This window comes from Anaerolinea thermolimosa (genome assembly GCF_001050195.2).
Classification (GTDB): Bacteria; Chloroflexota; Anaerolineae; order Anaerolineales; family Anaerolineaceae; genus Anaerolinea; species Anaerolinea thermolimosa.
In genome coordinates this window covers 946,629-965,370 of record NZ_DF967965.1, presented here as the reverse complement: position 1 = coordinate 965,370, position 18,742 = coordinate 946,629, and the positions used below count along the sequence as shown (strand labels likewise).

General features: G+C 45.0%; 16 protein-coding genes, 2 pseudogenes and 1 riboswitch. Of the genes and pseudogenes, 5 read left to right on the top strand and 13 right to left on the bottom strand.

The genetic code is table 11. From position 1 onward, the window contains the following. Window positions 1-66 precede the first annotated feature (66 nt). From ATHL_RS04410 to ATHL_RS04400, 3 genes are all read right to left on the bottom strand, one after another. On the bottom strand, window positions 67-1,194 hold the full coding sequence (locus ATHL_RS04410; protein ID WP_062190189.1) for a saccharopine dehydrogenase family protein: 1,128 nt from the start codon (window positions 1,192-1,194) through the stop codon (window positions 67-69). Window positions 1,195-1,349: 155 nt separating this feature from the next. Further along, complete coding sequence (locus tag ATHL_RS04405; protein ID WP_062190187.1) at window positions 1,350-1,631, bottom strand: hypothetical protein; 282 nt, start codon at window positions 1,629-1,631, stop codon at window positions 1,350-1,352. Between the two features lie 156 nt (window positions 1,632-1,787). Beyond that, window positions 1,788-2,072 carry a hypothetical protein gene (locus ATHL_RS04400; protein WP_062190185.1) on the bottom strand — a complete coding sequence of 95 codons (285 nt, stop codon included), beginning with the start codon at window positions 2,070-2,072 and terminating at the stop codon, window positions 1,788-1,790. Between the two features lie 310 nt (window positions 2,073-2,382). Here ATHL_RS04400 and ATHL_RS04395 point away from each other — a divergent pair, with 310 nt between their 5' ends. Further along, window positions 2,383-3,591, top strand: a complete 1,209-nt coding sequence (locus tag ATHL_RS04395) for an MFS transporter (RefSeq protein ID WP_062190182.1) — start codon at window positions 2,383-2,385, stop codon at window positions 3,589-3,591. Here ATHL_RS04395 and ATHL_RS04390 read toward each other — a convergent pair. After that, window positions 3,588-5,039: an inorganic diphosphatase gene (locus ATHL_RS04390; protein ID WP_062190181.1), complete on the bottom strand. Its 1,452-nt coding sequence runs from the start codon at window positions 5,037-5,039 to the stop codon at window positions 3,588-3,590. The genes ATHL_RS04395 and ATHL_RS04390 overlap by 4 nt on opposite strands. Window positions 5,040-5,133: 94 nt before the next feature. Next, window positions 5,134-5,195, bottom strand: a riboswitch (Fluoride riboswitch). Between the two features lie 212 nt (window positions 5,196-5,407). On the opposite strand from ATHL_RS04390, the gene ATHL_RS19620 reads away from it, so the two are divergent. Together ATHL_RS19620 and ATHL_RS04375 are read left to right on the top strand one after the other, a co-directional pair. Further along, window positions 5,408-5,503 carry an IS1 family transposase gene (locus ATHL_RS19620; RefSeq protein WP_114679462.1) on the top strand — a complete coding sequence of 32 codons (96 nt, stop codon included), beginning with the start codon at window positions 5,408-5,410 and terminating at the stop codon, window positions 5,501-5,503. Between the two features lie 479 nt (window positions 5,504-5,982). Next, entirely contained in the window at window positions 5,983-8,031 is a 2,049-nt protein-coding gene (locus ATHL_RS04375) for a HEAT repeat domain-containing protein (protein ID WP_062190177.1), read from the top strand. A 158-nt stretch (window positions 8,032-8,189) separates the two neighbouring features. On the opposite strand, the gene ATHL_RS04370 is transcribed toward ATHL_RS04375, so the two are convergent. The 9 genes and pseudogenes from ATHL_RS04370 to ATHL_RS04335 all read right to left on the bottom strand — a co-directional run. Beyond that, window positions 8,190-8,573 carry a hypothetical protein gene (locus ATHL_RS04370; protein ID WP_062190175.1) on the bottom strand — a complete coding sequence of 128 codons (384 nt, stop codon included), beginning with the start codon at window positions 8,571-8,573 and terminating at the stop codon, window positions 8,190-8,192. Further along, a complete protein-coding gene (locus ATHL_RS04365; RefSeq protein ID WP_062190173.1) occupies window positions 8,570-9,253 on the bottom strand; it encodes a response regulator in 684 nt (227 codons plus the stop codon). The genes ATHL_RS04370 and ATHL_RS04365 overlap by 4 nt, the downstream gene beginning before the upstream one ends. Further along, window positions 9,250-9,834 carry a sensor histidine kinase gene (locus tag ATHL_RS19120; protein WP_201797933.1) on the bottom strand — a complete coding sequence of 195 codons (585 nt, stop codon included), beginning with the start codon at window positions 9,832-9,834 and terminating at the stop codon, window positions 9,250-9,252. The genes ATHL_RS04365 and ATHL_RS19120 overlap by 4 nt, the downstream gene beginning before the upstream one ends. Beyond that, a complete protein-coding gene (locus ATHL_RS04360; RefSeq protein ID WP_201797932.1) occupies window positions 9,831-11,891 on the bottom strand; it encodes a sensor histidine kinase in 2,061 nt (686 codons plus the stop codon). The genes ATHL_RS19120 and ATHL_RS04360 overlap by 4 nt, the downstream gene beginning before the upstream one ends. Then, window positions 11,891-12,487, bottom strand: a complete 597-nt coding sequence (kdpC, locus tag ATHL_RS04355) for a potassium-transporting ATPase subunit KdpC (protein ID WP_062190171.1) — start codon at window positions 12,485-12,487, stop codon at window positions 11,891-11,893. The genes ATHL_RS04360 and kdpC overlap by 1 nt, the downstream gene beginning before the upstream one ends. A gap of 177 nt (window positions 12,488-12,664) precedes the next feature. After that, window positions 12,665-14,768: pseudogene (gene kdpB / locus ATHL_RS19615) on the bottom strand (potassium-transporting ATPase subunit KdpB). Further along, the gene (kdpA, locus tag ATHL_RS04345) at window positions 14,768-16,489 is read right to left on the bottom strand and encodes a potassium-transporting ATPase subunit KdpA (protein WP_062190169.1); all 1,722 of its coding nucleotides are present in this window, start codon (window positions 16,487-16,489) and stop codon (window positions 14,768-14,770) included. Before kdpA ends, kdpB begins: the two are co-directional and overlap by 1 nt. Beyond that, the gene (locus ATHL_RS19610) at window positions 16,486-16,578 is read right to left on the bottom strand and encodes a potassium-transporting ATPase subunit F (protein ID WP_114679461.1); all 93 of its coding nucleotides are present in this window, start codon (window positions 16,576-16,578) and stop codon (window positions 16,486-16,488) included. The genes kdpA and ATHL_RS19610 overlap by 4 nt, the downstream gene beginning before the upstream one ends. 263 nt (window positions 16,579-16,841) lie before the next feature. Then, window positions 16,842-17,513 (bottom strand): annotated as a pseudogene (locus ATHL_RS04335) (IS256 family transposase); the annotation flags it as partial. A 323-nt stretch (window positions 17,514-17,836) separates the two neighbouring features. Here ATHL_RS04335 and ATHL_RS04330 point away from each other — a divergent pair. Next, window positions 17,837-18,151, top strand: a complete 315-nt coding sequence (locus tag ATHL_RS04330) for a transcriptional regulator (protein ID WP_062190165.1) — start codon at window positions 17,837-17,839, stop codon at window positions 18,149-18,151. A 356-nt stretch (window positions 18,152-18,507) separates the two neighbouring features. After that, a complete protein-coding gene (locus ATHL_RS04325) occupies window positions 18,508-18,741 on the top strand; it encodes a helix-turn-helix domain-containing protein (RefSeq protein WP_062190163.1) in 234 nt (77 codons plus the stop codon). Window position 18,742: the final 1 nt, after the last annotated feature.

Sequence of the window (18,742 nt, the reverse complement as noted above, 5' to 3'; positions counted from 1 at the left end):
ACACGCAAAATGGGCGCAACCGGCGGAGCGCCTCGGGTGCAGGCCGTTTTTTAGCCGCGTGATATTCTAGAGACATTCCGCCTCCTCTGCTTGAATTCTGGTCGCACAGGTAATGCCCATCTTCTCCATGTCCTTGATAAGACGGAACGGATCAACCAGGTGTCCCATCATCCAGAGGCCGGGCTTTCTGGCGATACCATCCAGGTACTGTAACAAGGTTGCAACGACCGGGATGGCGGTTAGTTCATATCCGTCGGGATGGGCAACGCTTGACCGTACCGTAACCGGTCGCCCATCTTTCAGACCAGCAGCCTGAACCTGAAGTTCAACCCGATAGGGCGGTTTGTGAAAGGTACCCATTCCCCACCACAAGAATTTCCCGATGGAACGTACGGCCTGCGGCGCTATCTTAAGCCAGGCCCAGGTGATCGGCATGATCACCCAATCCAACAGCCAATGCATTTCTGAAATGTAAAACCCGGTCTCACGCAGTGAGGGGAACAGGGAAGGCAAAGTGCGCAACTCTTCCAAAAACATGGAATAACAGCGTCGGCGTCCAATATCACCGCCAAAATCGAATGTACGCATTTCGTATGAATTGAGCTTCGTCCACGAGCCATTTTTAAAGACCTGTCCGTTATATTCTCTGAAACTCTCAACCACCTCATCCACAGCTTCGGAATACGGCAAGCCTTTGCCCATATTCAGATAGCCCAACGTAATGGCGCTCTCAACGCGATCCAGATGAGAGGCGGCATAACGCACCAGCGCGGAGGGTAAACCGGGATGAAAGCCAGCTTCGGTAATGAAACAAAGGCTGGCCCGTTCAATTTCATGCGCCAGTGATTGCAACAACGCAAATTTCTGAGCGCCGAGTTGCACATCCAGATAGTCCAAACCCATACTCAGAGAGGTTCGAATGACATTTTCGGCGTACGCAGTGGTAGGAGCAGCGACCACCACCATCATCTGATCTGCAAACGCCTGGCACAACGAATCTGTTTGCGACGCATCAGCGTAGATCGCTTTGACACGATCGTCAGAATATTGCTGATTGAGTTCATCGGCCAGGGCTTGCGCCCTGTCGAGGTGCCGCGCCGCAACAGTGATATCCGCTTTGGAGTTCTCTACCAGATGCTTAACAATCAACCTTCCCGTATATCCTGTGCCACCCAGGACCAGGATTTTTGACATGTTTTATTCCCTCTCCCTCTCTTTAGCGATTAATAACTATACGGATTCCCCTGATGCGGGGCATGCTTCCGTAAAACAGGCCGGGAAAAGCAGATAATGCTGCAATGACGCCTGGTTATTTCTATCCTCCCTTTTTAATCGATCTTGCATTGATTCTATATCCAGACAATCAAAATGAAACCATTGTATGCATGAACGACAGGACTTCCTAAAGAAATGAGAGCTAGGGCTTCAGCAAAACGAGCAGCAAAGAAGCGTCTGGCACGGGGAAGGTAACGAAACATCAGTCTGCCCAGGAGAATGCCCGACACCAGATTGTTGATACAAGCCATTGCCTGTCCCATCCTTTCTTTAGTCATCCATGCGTGGTCTTCTAACATGGTGATATCTCGACGATAGTGAAGCCCGTTTTCAATGCCCCAAAAGGCACAGGTCATCTACGAAGTAACCTTGGGACGATGTCTTGCCTGCACAGGCTGGTTATTCCATACACGACCTGTTTCTGTACCTTGCCTTTGCGGGTGGACGTAAAACGACGCTCCAGCAATGTCCCACGGAATACTTCGCCATCTATCCTCACCAGCCCTTGTTTGCTAATGGATTTCTTCCCGCTCAGATAGACCTGTTAGATGCGCTCCAACTTTCCCACCCACCACCTCTGCCAGAATGCGCCAATAGGGGCTGTGATGCGGCATGTTTCTCCTTTTCAACCTTAGCCATTCCACCAGCATCGTCGTGCGATGTTTGGCCCTTCCGGCAATCTCACCGGGACGATCTTCTCCATGCATCTTCGCCAGTACGGACAGCAAAAGCACCGGCACGAGCGGATACCACCCCCTTTGGATTCCCTGTGTCCTGCAGACCTTGAAAATGCGCATTCAGGTTCTCAACATCAAACACAATCCCTGCTTTTGTGCCACACGTCATAGCAACAATTCCTCGGTGTCTGTCCCAACCACCCCGAAGAAGGCCATTTTTAATCACCTATTTCCTACTTTAAGATAGCCCCGACTCCTTTTCAGCGTAACTTGACAAAACATGTCATTATGAGTAGTATAGCTACCAGGCGATGAAGCTCGCTTTTTTTAATTGATCTGCCGGTTTTACGGATGATAGCTTCTGTCAGCGGAAACAAACCGTTGGTAGAAGCTTTTTTAGTCAACTTCACCAACAAAGAAGCGGGACAAAATGATAGAGAAACAAAACTACTCCAACAAGAATGATAAAAGCCTGGCACTTAATTTGATACTTCTTCTGGGTTTGGTCAGTGCTTTAGGAGACATTACTTATGAAACAGGCCGAAGCATTAGTGGGCCCTACCTGGCATTTCTGGGTGCAAGTGTTGCGGTGATTGGTTTTGTCTCTGGCCTGGGAGAATTTCTTGGATACGCATTGCGATTGGTTTCAGGCTATCTGATCGACCGTACACAGTCTTATTGGCTTGCCACATTTATTGGATATGGCTTGCTCCTGAGTGTTCCATTGCTTGCTTATACAAACCGCTGGGAATGGGCTGTCCTTCTTCTACTTTTAGAACGCATTGGCAAAGCAATACGCACGCCAGCAAGAGATACAATCCTGTCGCATGCCACACACAAGGTTGGCCGTGGATGGGGATTTGCCATTCATGAGGCGTTAGATCAGATTGGAGCAGTGGCTGGACCACTAATTTTTATGGTAGCTTTTTTACAGCGGGAAAATTATCACGATGGTTTCCGGCTCCTGTGGATTTCAGCTTTTCTAACCATACTGGCACTTTTTGTAGCCCGAATACTTGTACCTGCACCGGAGAAACTTGAAAACCAGCCTGGCAGAATTTCAACAAAATCCACAGCACAAAAACAGCGTCTCCCCAGCATTTTTTGGATCTATGGTTTGTTTACCTTTATGAGTGTGGCTGGATTTACTAATTTTCAAATCATCTCCTACCATTTGGTAAATCAGTCTGTGGTTCCGGTCTCACAAATTCCATTTTTTTATGCAGTTGCTATGGGGGTTGATGCATTAGCCGCTCTGGTAGTGGGTAAAATATACGACAAAATTGGTTTTTTATCTCTCGTCATGATTCCCCTTGTAACACTCCCAATTCCCTTCCTGGTTTTTTCACACCTATATTTGCTGGCAAGTGGAGGAATCATTTTGTGGGGAATAGTTATGGCCGTTCATGAAACAATCATTCGTGCAGCCATTGCTGACCTTATCCCGACTGAAAGGCGAGCCTTTGCTTATGGCATTTTTAATACAATTTACGGAGCAGCTTATTTGCTTAGCGGGGTCGTTGTGGGAATATTGTACGACATATCAACCATATGGATCTTTACCTATGTAGTAATGATCGAGATTGCCGCTCTGTTTGTATTAATATTCTTTAGAAAAAACGCGCGGGTTGCTACCTAATCCATTAAAGGCAACACTGCCATACATCGTCGCATGGCTTCAAAGCATCTGTGAAATGCTTCATCAGCCGAATAGGGAAATTTTAATGTGATACTCTGAACTTTCCCTGATTCCACTACACTCAACTCCATGTATGAGTTCAAAATGGAGCCCGTATAAGATAATGTTGCGATTTGTGTAAGAGGAATACTTAATGTAATAGATTGATGTAAATCAGAATCCGAAACTACCAGGAGCCTGGAACCAGTTATAACCATGACTTGATCAAACCCCCTCTCTTCAAACCAGGCTGGCCATAATGCCCATGCATAAATTTTTTCTTCAGGTAATAGCATGGATGATATAGCATCTACGAAATGCTGATAATTTATTTTTTGACCATCATTACTGGCCGGATCAATTAAGGGGGGTAATTCTGATGGAACAGGTAAGGTGGAGCACTGTAAAGCTCGCGGGTTGATATTTGAAGGAGCAAACATTTTCAAGAAGCCCATCAATTCATCTATCTCTGCCCGAGTATATATAGGCGATTCCCATTCCAGGAAAGAATAACCATTCTTTGCTCGCCACGTAAACTTGAGAAGGATCGCTTCATCTGAAACCGTTTCGACTGACGCATCGATTAAACGTTCCAGCACTCCCAATTGGGCTTTAAAACCATATCGCACACCACTATCTCCTAATGGAACCAGTTCAACAAGTTGGATCAAGCGCTGAGTTGTTAGAATAAGCACGCCCTCCTGAAGTTTCTCACGGCCTAACCATGAGCGAGTACGATGGCTGTATGTAGCTGGGCGGCGAACTGCATACAGGATTCTTTCATCTTTATCCAAATACTCACTCACATAGTGCTGAATATGATACGGGAGTTGAAAGAACGTGTATTCAGCTGCAGTATAATGTTCCGCTTCAGTGAAACTTGTAACCGGCTTTTTGGAATCAACCGGTTTCCAGGCAGGCTGTGAATGCCCACCTTCATTGTTCTTAATTCTAGCTAACCGGTATTTTTTTTGCGCTTTTTTAATCCAGGGTTCAAGTTCGTCTGCTTTTATCCAATGTAAATCTGCTATTGAGGACGTCTTTAATCGTTGATCAATTGCACTTCGCCAAGAGTCTTCCAGATCCAAAACTGATGTAATTGCGGCAAACCGTTCATCCACATCGGATACTGCCAGGAGGTATGGATCGGTACCATCTGTTTGGACACCACCTAATAATCGGGCAGGGATTTGTGTTCTTGGCGGATGGGAGATTTCCCCAATTAAAATTACTTTTAGAGGATCTCCCTCCGAGGTCATAGTGTTTGGTAGGATTCCAATATCAAAAGGTAACATTACTTCGGGATAGAGAATTTGTTTAAGCCGTAAAACACCATGTTCACCAGGCTTGTATTCTCCCGTCGCGCGTCCAGATTGGACAATCTCAATTTCAATCGTTAATTTATCCATAGGTTATTTCCTAAAAATGGTATAAACAGACATATAAGTTTTTTACAATCTCTGCACGGGCATTATGAAATAAAAAAAACCTCCACTGAATATGCACTCAGTAGAGGCTATCAGTCATACAAGACAATTTCGGCGAGCCTCATCGCTCCTTTTGTTAATTTTATCACGAAGTCAAAAAACAGGTAAATAGTTTTAAAGAAAAGAATCTGTCGCATCAGTGGTGGGTAACTTTCTAACCATCAGCCATGGCAAATCAAAAGATCATCACACCGACACATTTGCTGTTTTTTTCTTATTTTCACCAAAAATTTCCACTCATTCGACAAGCACAAGAGATGAGAAAGTAGCTATAAACAGGGGTAAATAGAATGCTCGAATGTCCCAAATGTCACCGAACGGAACGTCAAAATCGGGGTGGAAAAACAGAGAGCGGTAGCCAACGTTATCGCTGTCTGTTTTGTTAAAAAGGACACGCCCATTCCAGACCCCGGGCCTATGCCGAGGAAGTGCATCGTAAAACCCAGCTTAGATCGATGCCCCGTTTCCCCTCCCAGGCTTTGATAGGTCTCCCTCTGATATAGGAGTGTATTTATAAAGACGTGCTTCCCGGGGAGTACTTAGCTTCTGCGATACTTAGCATACCAACAGATATATTGATCTCCGAGATCCTGGCGGTTCAGGTAAATGCCACAGCATTCCAAGTTTGCTCTCTTTTCAAAATCTATCCACTTTGGAACAGTTACAATAAATTCTACATCAAGAGTACAACACATCTCAAAGGAGCGGCTACTGTCAATCATCGATACATGCACAGTAATTTATTGGCCTTGCAAATATTAGGCCTGAAATTCTATCCCCTTATCAAACAATTTGTTTTAAACTCGTTAAAGGGCTCATTGAAACCAATCTATTGAGCTGGCGAATCATGTTTTGAGAGGAAACCTTGTCCATTCTAGAGGATTTAATCGTTCAATCGCGCTCCAATGATCCTCAGGTTGCAATACCAGCACTGGAAAAGCTAGCGTATTACAAAGAAGATCCAGCCCTCCAGGCAATAGAAGAAGCATTGCGATCTGACAGCCCGGAGATTCAGCAAGCCGCGCTCCGAGCGATTGGAGTTCAGGCAGACCCTCGCCTCTTCCACCCGCTCATTAACTTTATTTCGTCCACCCAGATCCCATCACTGCGTGGAGAAGGTATTCGCACTCTGGCAAAATTTACCGGCAGTTTCTGGGACGAACAAATTGCCGCCTGTATTGCTGCTCTACCCGTCCATCAAGAATACGATCATGAGATTGAACGATTAATCCACGTTATCGGCGAAAAAGCAATTCCATCTCTGGAACCATACTTGTTCAGCGAGAATGAAAATATGATTCGGCGCACGCTGAATCTGCTGGTAACCACAGGTGAGTTAGGAATCTTTACACTCATTTCACATGCACAGGATATTCCTCCCAGGTTGATGGCGCCCCTTGCCATGGCACTGGCGCAGAGCGGAAATCAAAACGCTATTGGCTTCCTGGTTCAGCAATCCGGAAGCAAAGATCATCACATCCGCACGGCTGCACTTCATGGTCTGAAAGCCGTGGACTCGCCAGAGGTATTTGATATCATGTGCCGTGCGTTAACCGACCCTTACCCGCTATCTCGCCTGGATGCCGCCATATATCTCGCGGCACACCCCGACAAACGCGCCTTGCCATACATTCAAGAATACTTGAACCAGCGGTTTCGTGACCCCATGGATTCAACTACACGTCTGTTTTGCCAGGATGCGCTGCAAAAAATCCAAGATCAATCCACCCCCCTTCAAGAATTGAGAAAGAGGCTTTTTACAGGGAACAAAGCCCAAATTAGAACGGCGCTGGATACGCTAAGAGACCGATTGGATGTTTCTTCTATCCCATTTTTGCTGAATTGCCTGGCGCTATTAGAAGGTCAAGACGATATTCTGGAGGATGCAATTTTCTACGCCTTCATTGACCTGAATGCCGTCGAGGTCGTTGATTTAATTATGAACTGGGAAGATGATTATTTTTGGAAGCCTTTTCTTGAAAATGAGGCATGCATGGTGTGTTTTGGGTTGCTGGGGCATCCCGCAGCATTACCATTGGTTGAAAAAATAGCCGGCGAGGAGATATTAAACCCCTCCGGTTTCCATCAAGACATTATCTCCGCTCGTGAGGCATTAAAGAACATCCAGCAAAACAGAGAACTTTTAATCCGCCTCTGGTATGCCACCCCCGATGATCTATCTCTCTCGTTATCCCTTGCCCGGCTGGGTGATCCACGTGGAATCAATGATCTGATTCGTGCCTATTCCACTTTAACTCGAGGCATGCGGCTTCTGGTCATTCGCGCTCTGGGACAGCGTGCCTTTCGCGCCTATGAACCATTTTTGCTTGAACGATTGGTAGAAGAAGACCGGGAGATCGTTCGGCAGGCTGTACTATCCCTGGGGTATATGGGACTGGAACACCCTCCTGCAGCATTGCAGGCGATTTTACTGGATCGAGATGAAGAATTGCGAACCGCGGGCCTTTTTTCACTGGCTGAAATCCACAATCCAGAAAGCCTTTCCCTGATCCTGCACATGCTCTCAGACCCCAGCGAACAGGTTCGTGCGGTCGCCGTTCAATCCTTGCGCCGTTTTCGAAAGGTAGATCCCGGTCAGATCATCCCAGCCTTGATCAAAGCCACGGCAGATCCATCAGAATGGGTTCGTTTAGAGGCTGCACGATTGTTAAATAAAATGAGTGTAAAAGTGCCAACAGACGTGCTTGAGCAACTGCTTGTGGATGAAAATGAAAATACTCGCTATTATGCCGTCCGTCTTTACGGATTTAATCAGGATGAACGTCTTTATGATGCCCTAAAGCAAACCGTCAAAATGCGCGGCCGCGCCATGCGTCAGGCCAGAGAGCGTGTTTACCAGATCGAATATGTCCGCAAGAAGAGACTGGGGATTGACCCCGATCTGGAGGAATAAAGTAGCGCTCATCTATTAAAACAGGTCTCGGCCCGGAGCGATTCTCAACTGCAGTGTCCTTTGAAGTTAAGCACGGATAGTACTTACCTATCATGGCAGAGCACCCGGGGTGCGCAGTGGAGGCAGACCTGGCCCCTGGAAGCCTTTTTCACAGCGGGCTATCCTTCCTCAAATTCAAATCCCTTAAATTTCAGAGTGTTACAATTTTCATTGATCACCCGAACCTTGTCCTCCGGGATACCGTCAGGAACTTCCACATCGATTTCGAGAACAATTTTCGCTTTTGCACCAACCAGACTGGTGAGGTGAGTCAGTACTTCATCCGAAATCCGGCCTGCATCTCGGCCAAGACGGGTAGCGTCCAGTTCCACTGTGCCGCGGAATCGGCGAAAAACTCCTTCTTTCTTTGTACCTACAACATCAAGCAACGAAGTGGTTCCCCCGGTGTTTGGCTCGCTCCCCCCATTGGTTGGCGGTTGACTTCCGAGAGGATAGGGTATCGAAGTATCTGAAAAACTCAATGGAATTTGTAATAATTTCATATCTTCAACCGATATCCCACCCCCGGTTCAGTGTGAATATAAGTAGGTCTGGAAGAGTTCGGTTCTAGCTTATGCCTTAGATTGCTTACATTTACACGTAGAATATGTAGGTCATTATAGCCTTCTCCCCAAACCTGTTTCAATAATTGACGATTGGTAATGACTTTCCCAGCATTAATGACCAATAATCGTAAAATATCATATTCGGTCGGTGTGAGTTGAATCTCAACACTATTCACTGTTACCAAACGATGAGCAAGATCAACCACCAACCCACCGATGGAAAAAATCGGTTCCGAAATACTACTGCTCTGACGACGCAATACAGATCTTATTCTAGCTAATAACTCACCCATACCAAAAGGTTTTGTTAAATAATCATCTGCACCAGCATCCAAAGCTGAAATTTTATCATTCTCCTGTTCACGAACAGACAGAATGATGATGGGAACTTTCGACCACTCTCGTGTACGTCTGGTAACTTCGATGCCATCAATATCAGGCAATCCCAAGTCCAGAATCACAATATCTGGTCGATTTATTGTAATTGCTTGCAAAGCAGTTTCCCCATTGCTGGCTTCACTGACAACAAATCCTTGCCCGTTTAAAGCAACCCGTAAAAATCGACGGATAGCAATTTCATCATCGACCACTAATACTTTCAAACCCAAAAGGGTCATGGCTCGTTTCCTTTTGGAAAAGTAATTGTGATTAGCGTTCCTCCACCTTCACGGTTTGCTGCACTTATCTTTCCTCCAATAGTTTCAACAATTCCCTTACAAATGGCTAATCCTAAACCCGTTCCGCTGACATTTTCAGGTCGGGATACACGATAAAACTTGTCAAAAACTCGTTCCAAGTCTTCATTGGGAATTCCGATTCCCCGGTCACTGATACGGATGGTGATCTCCTTATCAGTTTGGAAAACATCTATATCAATTTGAGTGTCCTTTGGCGAGTACTTTATTGCATTATCTAACACGTTAACCAGCACTTGCTCAACCAAGACAAAATCTAACATGACCATCGGCAGTTCCTCCGGGAGGGTCACCACGATGGGTTTCTTACCAAGACGATCTTCAAGTTGATCCAGCGCAGATCCGATCACATCCTGAATATCGCAAGGTTCAAGCTTGAGATGGATAGCGTTGGCTTCAAGTCGGGTCATATTTAATAAATTTCCTACTAACCGGTTAAGACGCTCCGCCTCATTATAAGCTGTTTCAAGCAAATTACTGCGATCTTCTTCGTTAATACTCAAGGACTGCTGCTTAATGCCCCCGTGATACTAACCAATGGGGTACGTAAGTCATGGGAAATTGAGTTGAGTAAAGCAGTTTGAAGTATTTCTGTAGCTTGAAGTAATTCTGCTTTGCGTGATTGTTCTACCAGGTTTGCTTGTTCAACTGCAAGAGCTGCCTGATTCACAAACGCATTAAATGTTTGCCGCAAGTCTGGTGAAAGTAATTTTTCACCTTCTTTGGGATGAATCCCAAGCACTCCAATTCGTCCTCGGGCAGTTTTTAAAGGTTGGCATCTCAACGAAGCTGCAGGTAATGTGGCTGTTCCGAGACCTGCGGGCTGGTTGTGATCAAAAGACCATGTCGCTACTGCTATCTCATTGGCATCAGGGGTATATCCAGCTGTTGTTGCATACATTTTTAACTTATTATTTTCTGGCAAAAAAATCACTGCATCGCATCCAAACACATGACTGATATGGTTGATTATTATCTCTGTCACTTGATGAAGGTCGGTGGCAGAAGTTAAGTCACGTCCCAAGGCATACAAAGCTGATGTTTGTGATTCACGTTGAATTGCCGCCTCAGCTTGTTCTTGAGTTCGCGCCGTGAGAGTACTTACTACCAGACTTACAAGTAATAATCCTATAAAGGTAATGAAGTATTGGGTGTCAGTAACCTCAAATGTCAAGTAAGGAGGAACGAGGAAAAAATCAAAAGACAAAACGCCCAAAAAAGAAGTTAATAATGCTGGTCCACGTCCAAGGTAAACAGCTGCTGCTACTGTGGTAACCAGGTAGAGCATCACAAGATTTACAGGTTCCAGCCTGGTATGGATCAGTTTCCCAATAATAGTTGCGAGAACTACCAATCCAAACGCGATTAAATATCTCCAATATGGCAGGTGAGGACGAATAACATCGGCGATTTTTGATGGATTTATGTCTGGTTGTTCGTTAATCACATAAATATCAATGTCACCGCTGGCATAAATCAATTGATCAACAATCGACCCTGATAGTAATTCCATCCAATGAGGATGTATAGGTTTACCCACCACAATTTTTGTGACATTATGCTTTTTTGCATAAGCGAGCACCGCTTCAGGAATTGAACGTCCAGTTAATATTCGTGTACGCGCTCCAAGTTCTTCAGCAAGCTGCATTGTTTTAGCTACACGCTCAATTTTTCCTGGATTCATTTCTGGCTTCGAAGTCAGATTCACATGCACTGCAAACCATTCTGCGTTAAGTTCGTCTGATAATCGGCGTGTGGTACGGACTAATTTTTCAGAGAGCGGGCTGGAACTGATACAAACCAATAACCGTTCAGTTGCCGGCCACGGGCCCTCGATTGCTCGAGTCCGCATGTAATTACGCATCTGTGTATCCACGCGTTCAGCAGCGCGCCGTAGAGACATTTCTCGCAAAGCAGAAAGATTCCCCTTGCGGAAAAATTTTTCTATCGCCCTTTTAGCCTGATCTGGAACGTAAACTTTTCCTTCGTTAAGCCGGATGATTAGTTCATCTGGTGGGAGGTCTATAACTTCGATTTCTGATGCTTCATCCAACACCCGATCTGGTACAGTTTCACGAACTACAACACCTGTGACTCGTGCCACAATATCGTTCAAGCTTTCAAGATGTTGTACATTCAATGTAGTGTAAACATCAATCCCGGCCTCTAGAATATCATCAACGTCTAGATATCGTTTGGGATGCCGGGACCCTGGTGCATTGGTATGTGCCAATTCATCAATTAAAACCAATTGTGGATGACGATTGATTACTGCGTCCACGTCTAATTCAGGCAACGTTATATCATGGTATTCAATTTGCCTTCGTGGAATAATTTCTAAGCCATCGACTATGGCTTGTGTATCCGCACGCTCATGGGTTTCGATATACCCGATCACCACATCTACACCTTGTTGTCGCCGTTGATGCGCAGCCTCAAGCATCGCATAAGTCTTCCCGACTCCTGCGGCATACCCCAGGAATATTTTTAACTTGCCACGGGTGGGTTCTTCAGCCTTGATATTTTTTAATAGTTCATCAGGATCTGGTCGTGATTTCATTATTTTATTTTTATACCATCGAGTGCAAGATTTATGAGTAAAACATTCACACGAGGTTCACCCAATATTCCGAATTGACGAGTTTCAGTATATTGATCCACCAGGGATAATAATGTTGACTCATCCAAACCACGCTCTCGAGCTATTCTTGGAACTTGATAATAAGCTGCTGATACGCTGATATTTGGATCCAAACCCGAAGCAGACGAGGTTACGAGATCAATAGGGATCAGATTCTCATTATTTGGATCGAAGGTTTTGAGTAGTTTTATCCGTTCTTCAACCTTTTTGACCAATTCCTTTGATAAAGGTCCGAGATTGGAACCCGCTGAACCGGTTAATGAAGCTTGATCATATGCATTATATGGATGTACAGAAGTAGCTGAAGGTCTACCCCCAAAATATTGTGGTCCAGAAAAGTCTTGCCCAATCAGTTCCGAACCCACCACCTGCCCGTTGACGCTAATAAGACTCCCATTTGCTTGGTAAGGGAATAACAATTGTGCAAAACCAGTAACGGTTAAGGGATAAAAAACACCTGTAATCAATACCAATAAAGTAAAAACACCAAATAGTGGACGAAGTTGAATTTTCATGAACCCAATACTCCAGACGAATAAGTCACAATCCATACAATGGAAACTAGAAACAACCACGGGTGATAAATTGTCGGAATTCTAAAAATTGAAGGTGCAAATCCGACTACTATCACTGCCAATGTTGATAAAATTTTTACAACTTTGATCAATCGTTGTTTTTTCGTCTTATTACTCCTAGACCAAACCTAATAGAGATAAAAGCAAGTCGATCAATTTAATGCCTATGAATGGAGCCACCAAACCACCCACACCATAAATAAGTAAGTTATCCCTAAGTAGATTGGCCGCTGACTTAGGATGGTATGGAACGCCTTTAAGTGCCAAAGGGATAAGAATGATGATGATAAGCGCATTAAAAATAACTGCCGAAAGGATAGCACTCTCAGGAGAGGTCAACTTCATAAAATTTAACTTTTCAAGGATAGGATAAGTCGAAGCGAATGCCGCTGGAATGATGGCAAAGTATTTACTGACATCATTGGCAATGCTAAAAGTAGTCAAAGCCCCGCGGGTCATCAATAGCTGTTTGCCGATTTCAACAATTTCGATAAGTTTTGTGGGATTGCTGTCGAGATCGATCATATTTGCTGCTTCACGCGCCGGTTGCGTTCCGGTATTCATTGCCACAGCCACATCTGCCTGGGCGAGCGCAGGAGCATCATTTGTCCCATCCCCGGTCATCGCCACAAGCCGTCCACCCGCCTGGTATTCCCGGATCAATTTGAGCTTGGTTTCTGGAGTAGATTGAGCAAGAAAATCATCCACACCAGCTTCAGCTGCTATTGCTGCTGCTGTGAGAGAATTATCGCCTGTAATCATGACTGTTTTGATGCCCATTTTCCGTAGTTGCGCAAATCTCTCCTTGATGCCCCCTTTGACAATATCTTTCAGATGGATCACTCCCAGAGCTTTACCATTTTTGGATACTACCAGTGGCGTTCCACCATTATTTGCAATGTCCTCAATTGTTGGGAGTAGATTTTCAGGAATTCTGTTTCCATTCCCTTCTATTAATGCAATCATGGTATCCGGCGCACCTTTGCGAATTTGTGTGCCATTAAAATCAACACCCGAAATACGAGTTTGCGCTGTAAATGGGATAAAATGCATTCCTCCTGGTGCTTTCTCGCTTGCACCAATCGTCTGCCCACGTAACCCAAACATTTCTTTTGCTAGAACTACAATTGAACGTCCTTCAGGTGTTTCATCCACCAATGATGCTAATTGTGCAGCTTCAGCTAACTCTTCAATTCTGACACCATTGACTGGAATGAATGCCACTGCCTGACGATTACCAAGAGTTATGGTACCGGTTTTGTCCAACATCAATACATCTACATCGCCGGCAGCTTCAACCGCACGACCTGACATAGCAATCACATTGCGCTGAATCAAACGATCCATACCAGCAATACCAATAGCTGAAAGCAAGCCGCCGATAGTAGTAGGAATCAGACAGATCAATAATGCTATCAATACCGTTATCTTGATTGGTGTGCCCTGTCCAGCTACTTGCACGCTGAATTGTGAGAATTGCAGTAGAGTCGTACACACAACTAAAAAAAACAATAGTAAAGCTTGAGAGTAAGATACTTAAAGCAATCTCATTTGGTGTCTTTTGGCGTTTGGCACCTTCCACCAAAGAGATCATTTGATCCAAAAATCCCTGACTGGGATTGGCACTTACTCGAACAATCAGCCAATCGGATAGCAAGCGAGTTCCACCTGTCACCGCTGAACGATCTCCACCAGCCTCGCGCACTACTGGAGCGGATTCACCTGTAACTGCACTTTCATCTACCGAAGCAATACCGTAGACAATCTCTCCATCCGCTGGCAATATATCTCCGGCCTCAACGAGGTAAAGATCATTCCTCATTAGTTTTGTTGAAGAAACCAATGAAACAACTTTTTTCGCAGATTCCAAAGTTGCTGGATTTCCCTGGAGTTTTTTGGCCGGAGTATCTTGACGTGCTTTTCGCAGAGATTCGGCCTGCGCTTTACCGCGCCCTTCAGCTATAGCTTCTGAGAAATTTGCAAATATAACCGTAAACCAGAGCCATAAAGCTATGGCGCCAATAAATCCGGTGGGCGCTTCCCCTTTTCCAAGTAATGCCAAGATCCAAAGAACCGTGGTCAAAAGGCTACCGATTTCTGTCACGAACATGACTGGATTATGCACCTGGTGTTTTGGATTTAGTTTAGCAAAAGCGTCTAGAATGGCGTGGCGATAAATCTCATAGTGACTATTTTTCAGTGAGGGTTTATTGTGTTTCATCAGAATAACCTTCCTGCGCCCATCATCAATTGCTGTACTATAGGTCCCAATGCTAAAGCTGGTAAAAAGCTGAGTGCCCCCACAATGATGATCACTCCTATCAGCCAACCAATGAATAATAGTGTGTAAGTTGGCATTGTGCCGCTGCTAGCAGGTACGATTTTCTTTTGTGCAAGTGAACCTGCCATCGCCAATATAGGAACAATTAGAGCGTATCTGGCGAACAACATTGCGATCCCCAGTGTGATATTATAAAAATCTGTGTTTACACCCAATCCTGCAAACGCCGATCCATTATTATTTCCTGCAGAAGCAAAGGCATAGAGTACTTCGCTGAAACCTTGCGGACCTGCGTTAAAGATAGTCGCCGTACCCCTTGAACTTGTTAAAGCAATAGCCGTTCCAAACAGAACCGTAATCACAGGGATTAAGACAATCAAAACTGCCATTTTCATTTCATGGATTCCTATCTTTTTACCAAGATATTCTGGGGTTCTTCCAACCATCAGACCCGCCACAAATACTGCAATAACAACAAAAGCCAGCATCCCATAAAGACCAGAGCCAACTCCACCAAAAACGACTTCACCTAGCAGTATCATCCACATGGGTACCAAACCACCAAGGGGACTAAATGAATCGAGCATGGTGTTGACTGAACCATTAGACGATGACGCTGTAACGGTAGCCCAAATACTTGAATTCACGACGCCAAAACGTACTTCTTTGCCCTCCATATTTCCACCAGATTGATCTACACTCATTGAAGTAAATACTGGGTTACCTTGTGATTCTGCACTGATTGTGACGCTAATCATCAACATGAGAATAATTGTCATTGCTGCCAGTAGTGCCCAACCCTGACGCGTATCCCCCACCATCTTGCCAAAGGTATAAGTCAATGCAGCTGGGATCAACAGAATCGCGAGCATTTCAAGAAAATTTGAAAACGGCGTGGGGTTTTCAAAGGGATGAGCAGAATTGACATTATAGAAACCCCCTCCATTAGTTCCCAATTGTTTTATTGCAATTTGGGAAGCTGCTGGCCCTAGTGGAATGGTTTGCGAAACCACACCTGATGTTTGATCAACCGTTTGACTAATAATCGCCGGCTGAAAGCTCTGAACAACACCTTGAGCGACCAACAATAATGCCAGTATTATGGATAGAGGCAGGAGTATATATAAAACTGAACGAATCAGATCTACCCAGAAATTACCAAGCCTATTAGTAGAATGCCCTGTCAGTCCCTGGATTAAAGCGATCAAGACCGCCATTCCTGTGGCTGCGGAGAGGAAATTCTGCACACTCAACCCCAACGCTTGGGATAGATAGCTCATGGTCGTTTCACCGCTATAACTCTGCCAGTTCGTGTTGGTTACGAAGCTAACAGCGGTATTGAAAGCAAGTTGAGGTGAAATACTACCAAGCGCTTGAGGATTGAGAGGTAAAAATTGCTGAAAACGCAATAGAAGGTATAGGAAGAAAAAACCAACTAAGTTAAATAGTAAAACGGTTAATGCATAGGTCTTCCATGTCATCTCAACATTTGATTTGACACCGGCAATTTTTAGCATAAACCTTTCAATTGGAGCAATGACTGGGGAAAGGAAAGTCCTTTCTCCTTGGTAAACGCGAGCCATGTAAGATCCAAGAGGTTTGACCAGAATTAACAGAACCCCAATGTATATAGGTAATTGAAGCCAACTCATAATATTCATCCGAACCACTCCGGTTTAATGAGTGAAACGAACAGATAGAACAATAAGGCTAAGACCATTATGCCCACAATGATCAGAAGTCCATTCATATCACTTCTCCAATAACGAATTACATAAAGAGACAAATCCTATCATTAATAGAAAAAAGACAATCACAATCATGATCATTAAGAAATCACTCATGGGTCTCCTCCATTTCAATCAATAATTTATTCCATGATTGATTAAGAATCGGGCAAGAATCGAGAAAGAAACGTCAAGAATAAATCAAGATGATTGTGTAAGGGTTTTTCTGTAGGATGAGCCAGGAGACCCAAACGGATTATCAAAGAACGTTAAGAATCGAGGGATAAACCTCCTTGTTGACCCGTTCTAGCCCGTTAGTGGTGCGCAGCTTGCGCCGGTGGTCGGCTGGGAAGGAGAACACCGTCAGCCCTTCGGGGATGTTCTTTTCCATCCAGTCGGCCAGGCGCGAGGCAGTTTGGGCGTACTTCTGCACGGTTCTAGCCAGGTACTGCTCGGCGGTGGCCCGGTCAGGGGCATTGAAGATGATCCGAATGTCGTTGGCCACCTCAGCTTGCAGTTCCTTGCGCGGGACATACGCCTGGGCGTTCTGCTGCAGGTGGAACTGGCAGCGCTGCCAGGGGATGCTACCCAAGACGGCCTGTCGGGCGGCTTTGAGACCGGCGTGGTCATCGCTGACGATGAGCTGCACCCCACCCAGGCCGCGGGCGATCAAACTCTGCAAAAAGGCGCGCCAGTGCACTTCCTGCTCGCTGAGCGAAACGGAAACGCCCCAAATACGCCGCTTGCCCGCCCGATCCACTCCGCTGGCAATCAAAATGGCTGCGTCGCGGATCTGGCCGTCCTGGCGCACCTTCTCAGAGCGGGCATCCAGAAACAGGTAGACGATCTCGCCCAGGGGACGCTTGCGCCAGGCAGCCAACGTTTCATCCAGGAGGGCTGCCGCCCGGCTGACCTGCGTGGAGGAGATCTCCGTCCCGCACACCTGCTCGATGATGGCCGCTTGGTGTGGTAACCGTAAGATACACCTGACCTACACTTTTTGTTAAGGTTCAGATCCTACAGAAAATAGAATACACTAACCTACCGATTTTCGTGTTTGTCCCATATCTGGTTGGTTTTTGATTGCTTGCCACATATGGTGATAAAAAGTTGTAAATCAGGCAGATTTGCCCCCATATGTGGGGTTTCAAAAGTCGCCCACCATTTTTAGGACAGACACATGAAGGGGGATTTGTTGTCAGATCGAAGAAAATATTATATGGATTAGAGGCGAACATATTTTTCATATTCCACATCGTAATCCTTGAAAAGTAAAGCCACATGTCCAACTTTCCGGCCTGGTTTAACAGAGCGTACAAACGATGGAGCCGATCCCAGGCGGGTGAGGAAGATTTCATTGCCTTTTCTGATCTATTAGGCTATCCACCTTCCAAGGTGTTAGGTTGGTTGCACGGCGAGTTTTTACCTGAAGAGCCTGAAGTGTTAAGCATTGCCGGGATTTTCGGAACTGATGTTTACGAAGTATTAGATCTTCCGAAACCTGAACCTCAATTACTAGAAATCTACAAATCCTTCGCACATATCACTGGTGAGAACCGGGGAAAAATTGTGCATGCACTCTGGGAAGCTCAATGAGTAAAAAAGGTGTTAAAGATACTTCAGAGGAAGCTATGTCTATTCTTTTGGAAGCTTGTAAAAAATGGGGATTTGATAAGCCCAACAGCTAGAAACTTACAACGAAATCTCATTGCGTGAGAAAAAACCAGCATTAATTTTCGCTGGTTATTTTTTTAATACCTGGTAACGAATTATGTAACCATCGTTTTTTGAAGGAATTCTCCAATGAGTATTACCCTCCCTTTAATTAATACTCTTATCTAATAATCTTGAGTAATGATTGCGAAATTCTGACTAGTCAGTTAATTTGATTGACAAATTTTTCAGGCTGATATAAGATGATAACGACCCCCAACTCATTGGCTGAGGCGGAAATGACCGAAAAAATTTCAAACCGTTTTCGTATCCTGCTAGCGCAAAAAGCTACTCGTGAGCAACGAAATATTGCCCTGAAAGAAGTGGCTAGAGAAACTGGTATCGCTTGGTCTACACTAAACGCCTGGGCTAATAATCAAGTAACCCGTTATGATGCTCCTGTTATTAAAGCTTTATGCGAATATTTCTCTTGCCAAGTCGGCGATTTAATCATTTTTGAACATGAAGAGTGAA